The 9,011-nt window shown below is 55.3% G+C and carries 7 protein-coding genes; all 7 read left to right on the top strand.

What is annotated here, in order from left to right; translation table 11 throughout:
• The first annotated feature begins 286 nt into the window (after positions 1–286).
• Positions 287–1,126 carry a C39 family peptidase gene (locus B2R17_RS01105; protein WP_286762581.1) on the top strand — a complete coding sequence of 280 codons (840 nt, stop codon included), beginning with the start codon at positions 287–289 and terminating at the stop codon, positions 1,124–1,126.
• A gap of 206 nt (positions 1,127–1,332) precedes the next feature.
• Positions 1,333–2,361 carry a 2,3-diaminopropionate biosynthesis protein SbnA gene (gene sbnA, locus B2R17_RS01100; RefSeq protein WP_286762500.1) on the top strand — a complete coding sequence of 343 codons (1,029 nt, stop codon included), beginning with the start codon at positions 1,333–1,335 and terminating at the stop codon, positions 2,359–2,361.
• On the top strand, positions 2,358–3,995 hold the full coding sequence (locus tag B2R17_RS01095) for an FAD/NAD(P)-binding protein (protein WP_286762499.1): 1,638 nt from the start codon (positions 2,358–2,360) through the stop codon (positions 3,993–3,995). The genes sbnA and B2R17_RS01095 overlap by 4 nt, the downstream gene beginning before the upstream one ends.
• Before the next feature lie 142 nt (positions 3,996–4,137).
• Positions 4,138–5,508: a Y4yA family PLP-dependent enzyme gene (locus tag B2R17_RS01090; RefSeq protein ID WP_286762498.1), complete on the top strand. Its 1,371-nt coding sequence runs from the start codon at positions 4,138–4,140 to the stop codon at positions 5,506–5,508.
• 325 nt (positions 5,509–5,833) lie between these two features.
• Positions 5,834–7,018 carry an AI-2E family transporter gene (locus B2R17_RS01085; protein WP_339887616.1) on the top strand — a complete coding sequence of 395 codons (1,185 nt, stop codon included), beginning with the start codon at positions 5,834–5,836 and terminating at the stop codon, positions 7,016–7,018.
• Between the two features lie 86 nt (positions 7,019–7,104).
• The gene (locus tag B2R17_RS01080; RefSeq protein ID WP_286762496.1) at positions 7,105–8,586 is read left to right on the top strand and encodes a catalase; all 1,482 of its coding nucleotides are present in this window, start codon (positions 7,105–7,107) and stop codon (positions 8,584–8,586) included.
• Between the two features lie 157 nt (positions 8,587–8,743).
• Positions 8,744–9,011 (top strand): hypothetical protein (locus tag B2R17_RS01075; protein ID WP_286762495.1); only part of this gene is annotated, 268 nt, incomplete at its 3' end.

The following is a 9,011-nucleotide window of genomic DNA, read 5'->3' as shown; positions in this document are numbered from 1 at the left end:
AGGCTGGAAGCCTATGCCACTTCGTTTCATCGACCGCCGATACGATCAAGAATGTTGAGGTTTGCGGTTGTTGCACGCTCGGTGGGACGTTTACCGAGCGAGCTGACCGGTTTGCGGTCGGTGGAAAGCTGCTTGTGGGACGGTTCAACCCATTACGGCGTGAGAATTGCGTTGATGCCGCAACGATGGTTGGCATGTCTCGTCCCCGCGATTTGTTTCGCAGGCCGCCAAGCGTAATTTTGAATGACTTCAGCCGAAGGAAGAGCAGTTGATAGCGACTGATTTGATGATCGCGATGTTGGTAATGGCAGGTTTGTCGATAGCGGCGGGCTGGTTTGTGTATGCGATCGGGTATTCGGACAAAGGCCAGCGCGTGATGCTGTGTCTGTCGCTATCAGTTTTGGCGATGATTTACTTTCTGTTCTACGCGTCTGGTCAGCTCTTTTGGGCGAAATACGTGTCCAACTCTGCGGCGATCGTCTACACGAATTTCGCATCCATTTTCGCGGCACTGGCGGCGGGTTGGGCTTTGCGTCTTCCAAAGACACCCGCCTGGCGTCGCGGAATTCTGTCCGCTTTGTTGGCGATGGTGTCTGCTGCCGCGATTCTTTGGCCGTTGCTTTCCATTGCTATCCGTCCCGCGCCCGAGGGTGGGGATGAGTGGAAGAACGGTGTCGCGATGCAAACGTCATGGGCGACATGCAGTCCCGCCGCGGCAGCGACGTTGCTTCGTGCGGAAGGCATCGACATTTCTGAATCCGAATTGATTCCCATGTGTCTAACGGACTCGAGCGGTACACCAACGCTTGGTTTGTATCGTGGCATCAAATTGGTCGCGGACGAACAAGGTCGTTCGGTCAATGTGCTGAACGAAACGTTGGATGAGATGTGGAATCGCGATGATTGGCCAGTTTTGATGGCGGTGAAGTTGCCGTACGGAGTCGACGACCGACGCTATGTCGATCAGTGGGGATGGATTCCAGGCATGGGTCACAGTGTGGTCGCATTGGGACTGACAAGCGACGGGCAACGGATGCTTGTCGGAGATCCATCGGTTGGGCTGGAGCAGTGGTCGAAAGAAGACCTGCGAGTCCTTTGGCATGGCGACGGCATCCGAATGGAGTGAATGAATTATCAATTGATCGTGGGCTTTTGACTCACGGCAAACCCGCGGTTTTCGTGTTGATCGAGTCAGCCGTCTCGCGATTACCGAGCGAATCAGGCGACCTCTCATCATCGCGGCGTCGCATTCCCTCAATCGAGGCAACCTCATTGGCACAGTGATTGCGTTAGACGGAGCAAATCAAATTTCTGCTCCTGAGCCAACCATCCATGAACCAACCTTCTTCGCGAGTTAGCAATGGTGTCCTCGATGCAATCGGCGGCACACCTTTGGTTCGACTTAACCGATTTTTGGACCGACCTGATATTGAGTTGATCGTGAAATGGGAGGCGGCAAATCCGGGCGGAAGTGCCAAGGATCGTCCCGCCGCCAAGATGCTTTCCGAAGCACTGAGTCGCGGCGAAATCGGCCCAGACACCACGATCGTCGAGTCGACATCAGGGAACATGGGCATCGGGCTGGCTCAAGCGTGCCGGTACCACGGATTGAAATTTATCTGCGTCGTTGATCCTCGTGCTCAGAAGCAAAACCTGGCGATCATCGAGGCTCTCGGTGGCACGATCGAGCTGGTCTCTCAGCCGCTGAATGGAGATTTTTTGGCCGCACGCATCGCGAAAGTTTGCGAGCTGATCGAGACGACACCGAACAGTTTTTGGCCCAATCAGTACGCCAACACAGACAACCCTCGATCGCACTTCGAAGGTACCATCCGAGAGATCGATGAGACACTTGATGGCGAGTTTGATGTCTTGTTCGTGGCCACCAGTAGCACGGGGACCGCACAAGGTTGCCGCGACTATCTGAAGTCGAGAGGACGCGACGTCCAGGTCGTGGCGGTCGATTCCGTTGGCAGTGTTTTGTTCGGCGGGTCATCCGGGCCTCGCAAGATCCCCGGCTTGGGAGCTGGGAAGGAACCGCGGTTGGCGGCGGGACAATCATTCGATCATCTCGTTCGCGTGACAGATCTGGAATGTGTCGTCGGATGCCGCCGGGCGGCTCAGCGAGAAGCCATGTTGATCGGAGGATCAGCGGGTGGCGTTATGATGAGCGTCGGAAAGATGCAAGAACAATTCGCAGGCAAACGCTGCGTCGCGGTGCTACACGATTCGGGCACGCGTTATCTCGATACAGTTTTCAACGACGAGTGGGTTTCGGATTCGCTGGGATGTACCAGCGAGGAACTCAACTATCTGGTCGGTTCTTCCTCGTTTGATTTGTGTGAAGGAGTGAACGCATGAGCGTTGCGATTTCAGGCGGTAGCGTTGCCGATTATTTGGTGACCAATGACAATCCATCCAAGACGCCCTTGCGTTTGGCCATCGTCGGTTGCGGGCCTCGTGGTTTGCAGTGCCTCGACGCAGTGTCGCAAAAATTGTCGACCGAAGAATTGTCGCGAATGGAAATCACGGTCTTTGAGCCCTCGCCGTTTCCCGGTGCGGGATGCATCTATGATCCGAAGCAACCTCGGATGCTGCGGATGAACTTCGCGACGCAGCACATTGATTTTTGGAAGGTCGATTCCAATCAACCGACGCCACGATCAGGTTCATTGATCGGATGGCTGGACCAGAACTATCCCGAATACGCCGCGTCGGACCAATTTGTGCCGCGTGCCGTCGTCGGTGAATACTTGCACGACTGCTTTGAATCGGTCTGCAAACGATTGCGTCGTTGGACCAAACTGCAGGTCATTCGCGGTCGAGTGGAATCCATCCGATATGTTGCCAGCCAAACATCCAGTGGCGAATGGCTGCTGTGGGATGGCAAAGACGAAACCACGTTCGATCGTGTTGTTTTGACGACCGGACATGAAGGGTTGCGTGCCTCGGACAGAGTGTCTTCATCGGACGACGAAGCCTTTGTGTTCCCGGTGGAAACCAATCTTTCGACCGATCGCATTCCAGCCGGAAGTGACGTTTGGGTTCGCGGGTTTGGGCTGACCGCGATCGATGCCATCATGATGTTGACGGAAGGACGCGATGGCCGTTTCGAGAGCGGTGATGCTCTTCCCGATTATGTCCGCAGTGGAAACGAGCCCAAACAAATCACGGTTCATTGTCGATCGGGTCGGCCCATGCTGGCCAAACCCACCGCGAAGGTGGAGCCAATCACCGATGTGTTTTGGGAACCGTACCGCGAGGCACTGCGCGCGTGCGAGCCCAACCATGGCATGCTGAAGTTCCACAAAGACATTTGGTGTGTGATCTGCGAGGCGGCAGCGGCGTCTTTGTCACAATCCGGCACAGACACAACTTCGCGCGACGTTGAAGAATGGTTTCGTGGTTGGTCGCGATACAAAATGGACGAGGCAGCAGCACGTCGTGCGATGTTGCAGTCTTACGGTGTTGCGACAGGAGTTCGCCCGATTGATATCCCATTTGCGTTGGGTGACGCTTGGCGACGTTTGTACCCACTGATCGTTGAACTGGTCAGCTTTGGCGGTTTGGCCGCTGGTCAGTACAAGGCGTTTCAACAGGTTGCGATGGAAATGGAACGCATCGCGTTTGGCCCGCCCGCAGAAAGCGTCGCCAAATTGCTGCGTCTGATGCGTGATGGCGTGGTACAACTGAGTGACCAAACGGATGCACCGGAAGGAGCCGTGGTCGTGAATGCTGTGATTGCCTCCCCGAGCCAAGCCGATGAAACAGGACCGCTATCGCAACTCATTCTGCGCGGCGATGTCGAGGTGGACCCGCTGACTCAAGCGATCCGCGTGAGCGACTCAGGCAATGTGCTGGGCGGACGCAAGGGACTCGCCGTGTTTGGTCGTGCGACCGAGGGTTGGGTTGTTGGCAACGACACTCTTTCACGTACGTTGCATTCGCAAATTCAAAACTGGGCCGGTACGATCGCGGTGGAAATGCATGGATAAGGTACTCGACGCCATCTTTGAACGCTCTTCGGTTGGTCCAATGCATGAGAGTTTCTCGGGCGAGGGGCGAGCGAATCAGACGGGTTCGCTGCGAAGCGGTTGCAGAGGCGTGCTGCCTCTGGATGCCCGCATCGAGTCGTGGATGAAACGTTGTCTACGTTCCGAGGACTTGTTCGATTGGGTGGAAACGTATGGTTCGCCACTGAATCTCGTGCGACCGCGGACGATGCGTCGTAACGTTGAGGAATTGAACGCGGTTGCGCGCCAGCGTGGTCTCGATTTCCGAGTGTTCTTCGCTCGGAAGGCGAACAAGTGCTTGGGGTTTGTCGATGAGGCGATCGAGTCAAACTTCGGAGTCGACACCGCCAGCGAGAATGAGCTGCGTCAGTGTTTGCGACAGTGCGTTCCGGCGAAAGATTTGATCTGCACGGCAGCAATCAAAAGTGAATCGTTGATCGATCTGTGTTTGCAACAACAAGTCTGCATCGCCGTGGACAACGACGATGAACTACAGGTTGTCGTTGACCGAGCGAATGAGCTCGGCCGGATGGCCCGAATCGCGTTGCGGTTGGGCGGGTTCCGGCACGAGGGCACCAAGCTTCCGACTCGGTTCGGTTTCGATGTGGATCGCGACCGAGATCTCCCTCAGCGTTTGACGTCGTTGCCGGTGATGGTTCAAGGCATCCATTTTCACCTGGACGGCTATGACGGCGGGCAGCGTGTATCAGCTCTTTCGGTGGCGATGGATTGGACGCAGCGTCTGAGGGCCGTCGGCCAACCCGTGAATTTCATCGACATGGGCGGCGGTTTCCCAATGAGCTACCTCGACGAGCCTCGCCAATGGAACACTTTTTGGCAGGAACATCGTCGGGCTCTGTTGGGCGAAAGAGACACACTGACCTATCGCGGCCACGGGCTGGGATTGTCGGTTGAAGGCGGACGCGTGGTCGGGAAGCCGAGCATGTATCCCTTCTTCCAGCGTCCGGTTCGCAGTCATTGGTTGGCTGGCGTTTTGGACTCGGTGGTGGATGGCAAATCGGTCGCGGATCGCTTGGCGGAACTCAACGTTCAGTTACGTTGCGAACCAGGCCGGTGCATCTTGGACGGCTGCGGTCTGACCGTCGCTCGCGTTGAATTCCGTAAACAGAATGCGGAGGGCGATTGGTTGATCGGATTGTCGATGAACCGAACGCAATGCCGGACCTCCAGTGATGATTTCCTGGTGGATCCGATTTTGGTTCCCAAACAAAGGCCCATTGACCGCCCGTACGAGCGGAAACCGATGTCGGGTTACCTGGTCGGTGCCTATTGCACGGAATCGGAATTGATTTCGCTTCGGAAGATGCAGTTCCCAAACGGTGTTCAACGCGGAGATTTGATCGCGTTCCCGAACACAGCCGGCTACTTCATGCATTTCCTCGAAAGCCGTTCGCACCAATTTCCGTTGGCCAAGAACCTCATCGTCGACTCGCACCCGGTGCCATCAGTTTGTCTCGATCTGATCGATGAATGAACAGTCCGGTCGGCTAGCCAATCGCCGCGTTGAATTTGTTTTGCGGAAGCATGCGAGTTCAGCTCTATTGTGCGACAACGATCCAGTTTGACCGCGGTGGAACGTGCGTGTGAGACCAGAGCAACGACGCGAGATTCTGAACTTCTGAATCGGCACGTGGTTTGCGAAAGCGTGAGGAATACAAATCTGTTTTGGGCGCGGATCAAAGTGAGCAAGCGTCGATGTTCCCCACATGTTTCTTGGATGGTGCCATGCAGTTGTCGTCGCTCAACGGCGTGGAGGCGTTTTTTGACGTCGGTGAGCCTCGTTCGCAGAGTGCCAATTGATGTCGCACATCCACCAATTCCATACCATTTTGACTGGGGCGCGTCCCGAAAGACGGCGTGACAAGTCGGATGAATTGGTGGCTGTTGAGCAGTTGTCGAAAAACGTTCGATGGGCCTCGTTTGGCATTTGGTTGTGCGCCGGGTTTCTGACGTTGTATGCGTTGTACATCGGTCGCAATTTGTTCATGCCAATCTTGGTCGCCGGGTTCGCCTACCTGACTTTGCGGCCTGTGGTTCGGGCGATGGGCCGGATCGGAATCCCGTCTGGGTTTGCTGCCACCGCAATCATGCTGGCCATTGCGACTGTCTTTGGAACGATCGGTTATGTGCTGTCGGGTCCAGCACAAGACATGTTGCAACAGGTGCCAGGGTCCATGCCCGAAGTCAAGGAAAAGCTGGGCTTCATCTTTGACCATTTGGAGACCGTCAATCAAGCGACCGAAGACATCTCAGACACGGCTGACGAGGAAAACATTACATCAGACGAGAAGCCGGTTCCCGTTGAGATCAAACAACCCGCGTGGGCAACCTCGTCGCCTTTGATTGCCGGAACAGGAAACGCGGTTTCGTTTGTTTCCATCGCTGCGGCGCTTTTGTTTTTCTTGATGGCGGCTGGTGACTCACTAATAGTTACCGTTGTGAGTTCATTGCCGTCGTTCTCATCCAAGCGACGGTTCATCGAGGTGTTGGAAGGTGTGCAAGATGCCTTGAGTAGCTATCTGGCCTGGGTTGCTTGCATCAACGCTTGCCTGGGTGTTTGCATTGGGACTGCGATGTGGTTGTTGGGAATGCCTTCGCCATTGTTGTGGGGAGTCGCGGCCATGTTTTTGAACTTCATCCCCATCGTGGGCGCGATGGTCGGAATCGCGATGGTGTTTTTCGTCGCGTTGGTCAGCTTTGAGCATGCATCATTCGCCTTCGTAGTCGCAGGAACCTATGCGACGCTGACAACTTTAGAAGGGCAGTTCATCACACCGACTTTGTTGGGCAAATCGATGAAATTGTCTTCCGTGCTGGTGTTCATTTCCATCGTGATTTGGGGATGGATGTGGGGAATGCTGGGCGTGTTCTTGGCCGTTCCGATCCTGATTGCGGTCGTGATGGTGATGGAGAAGTTGGAGGCCACGTCTTCCATGAACGCCATGTTGAACGGCACCGTTGGAAAGGCCGCGCATCCAGAGTGACCGCTTTGCATCGCTGGTCAGACTTCCCTTTTTGCAATCGTATCAATCCAAACTCGTTTCTATTCCTCTTCTAGCAAAGAAGTTCTATGTCCGAAGAATCCAAGTGCCCGTTTCAAACTCAGCAATTCGGCCGGGCGGTCGATGACAACCAACATTCGCAAACCGCTGGGCCGCGCGGTCCCGTCTTGATGCAGGACGTTCACCTGGTCGAGAAGATGGCGCACTTCAACCGGGAACGGATCCCGGAACGAGTGGTTCACGCCAAGGGCTACGGTGCCTTCGGAACCTTCACCGTGACGAACGACATCACGAAATACTGCATGGCGGATTTGTTCTCCGAAGTCGGCAAGAAGACGGAAACATTCGCACGATTTTCAACGGTCGGCGGAGAAAGTGGCTCGGCTGATACGGCTCGTGACCCGCGTGGATTTTCGCTGAAGTTCTACACCGACCAAGGCGTTTGGGATTTGGTTGGCAACAACACGCCAATCTTCTTCATACGTGATCCGCTCAAGTTCAGCGACTTCATTCGGACTCAAAAACGTGAGCCTCAGAATCACTTGCAGCCTCACTGGCGTCGTTGGGACTTTTGGGGTGAAGTGCCGGAGGCCTTGCACCAAGTCATGTTCCTTTACAGCGACCGGGGAACGCCAAAGAGCGCTCGGTTTATGAACGGCTACGGAAGCCACACGTTCAGCATGTACAACAAAGACGGTGTCCGGCACTGGGTGAAGTTTCATCTGAAGACCGAGCAATGCTCGGAAAACTTCAGTGCGGATGAAGCGATCAAGATGGCCGGGGAGGCACCCGACTATTCGACTCGTGATTTGTTCGAATCGATTGAGAAAGGTGACTTCCCGCGTTGGCGAATGCACATCCAGGTGATGCCCGAGTCGGAAGCGGCGGACTACAAGTGGCATCCGTTTGACTTAACCAAGGTTTGGCCGCACGACGACTACCCTCTGATCGAAGTCGGCGTGTTCGAGCTGAATCGCAATCCTTCGAACTACTTCCAAGACGTTGAACAAGCCGCGTTTGAGCCTGGCAACTTGGTCGAGGGAATTGGTATCTCGCCCGATCGTATGTTGCAAAACCGAGTGCTGTCGTATCCCGACGCACACCGGTATCGATTGGGCGTGAATTATCACCAAATCCCGGTCAACCAACCACGCTGTCCCTATGCGACTTATCACCGCGACGGAACGATGCGAGTGGACGGGAATGGCGGGGGCACCGTTGATTACGAGCCCAATAAAATGAACGGGCCGAAAGAGACCGGACGTTCGTTGGAGCCGCCGATGCCGGTGCACGGCGATGGGGATCGCTACGACGAATTCGCTTGCGATGACACGGACTACTACGGCCAGCCGCAGATGTTCTGGAACAAGGTGCTCGATGAAGGTGCCCGCGAACGACTTTGCACCGCGATTTCGAACTCAATGGCGGACAGTCCGGAGAACATTCGCGAGAAAATGTTGGCTCAGTTCGGCAAGGTTCATCCGGACTTCGAAGCGGGTGTCCGCAGTCGACTGGACGCCCCAGAGTCGCAACCGATCCCAATCGCATAATCGGCATATATGTTGCTTTGTACAGAGACGGTCATCCCTAACTCGGGTGGCCGTTCATTTATTTGTGCGTCTCACTCGGTTAAACGCGGGGGATTGCGCGATCTGGGTGACTGTTTATTGCCCGCCTTCCCCATTTTTTGACTCACCGGAGACCAGTATGTTCGGCTTTCGTTCTGCCCGCTTGCTCGATAATCAACCAGTTGATCACCCTAACGCTCCTCAAGAATATAAAGAAACTGGGGATTCTCGAAAAAGAACAGGGCGCCGAACGAAATCACGCCGTGCAACTCTGAATCGATTGATCGGCGAGCGCCTCGAGGAGCGTCGTGTTCTAGCGGCCTACGTTGTCGACACTGCTTTGGACGTGGTCGCCGAGGATGGCATGATCAGCCTGCGCGAGGCGATCCAGGCCTCGAACAGCAATG

Origin of the sequence: Rhodopirellula sp. UBA1907 (assembly GCF_002337565.1) — a bacterium.
Classification (GTDB): Bacteria; Planctomycetota; Planctomycetia; order Pirellulales; family Pirellulaceae; genus Rhodopirellula; species Rhodopirellula europaea.
The sequence above is the reverse complement of the archived record's forward strand: the minus strand, read 5'-3'. Positions and strand labels throughout refer to the sequence as shown.

Bases quoted from the DNA above. Each gene is read 5' to 3' on its own strand.
- sbnA (WP_286762500.1), top strand. From the start codon at position 1,333: ATGAACCAACCTTCTTCGCGAGTTAGCAATGGTGTCCTCGATGCAATC.
- B2R17_RS01095 (WP_286762499.1), top strand. From the start codon at position 2,358: ATGAGCGTTGCGATTTCAGGCGGTAGCGTTGCCGATTATTTGGTGACC.
- B2R17_RS01090 (WP_286762498.1), top strand. From the start codon at position 4,138: ATGAAACGTTGTCTACGTTCCGAGGACTTGTTCGATTGGGTGGAAACG.
- B2R17_RS01105 (WP_286762581.1), top strand. From the start codon at position 287: ATGATCGCGATGTTGGTAATGGCAGGTTTGTCGATAGCGGCGGGCTGG.
- B2R17_RS01085 (WP_339887616.1), top strand. From the start codon at position 5,834: ATGTCGCACATCCACCAATTCCATACCATTTTGACTGGGGCGCGTCCC.
- B2R17_RS01080 (WP_286762496.1), top strand. From the start codon at position 7,105: ATGTCCGAAGAATCCAAGTGCCCGTTTCAAACTCAGCAATTCGGCCGG.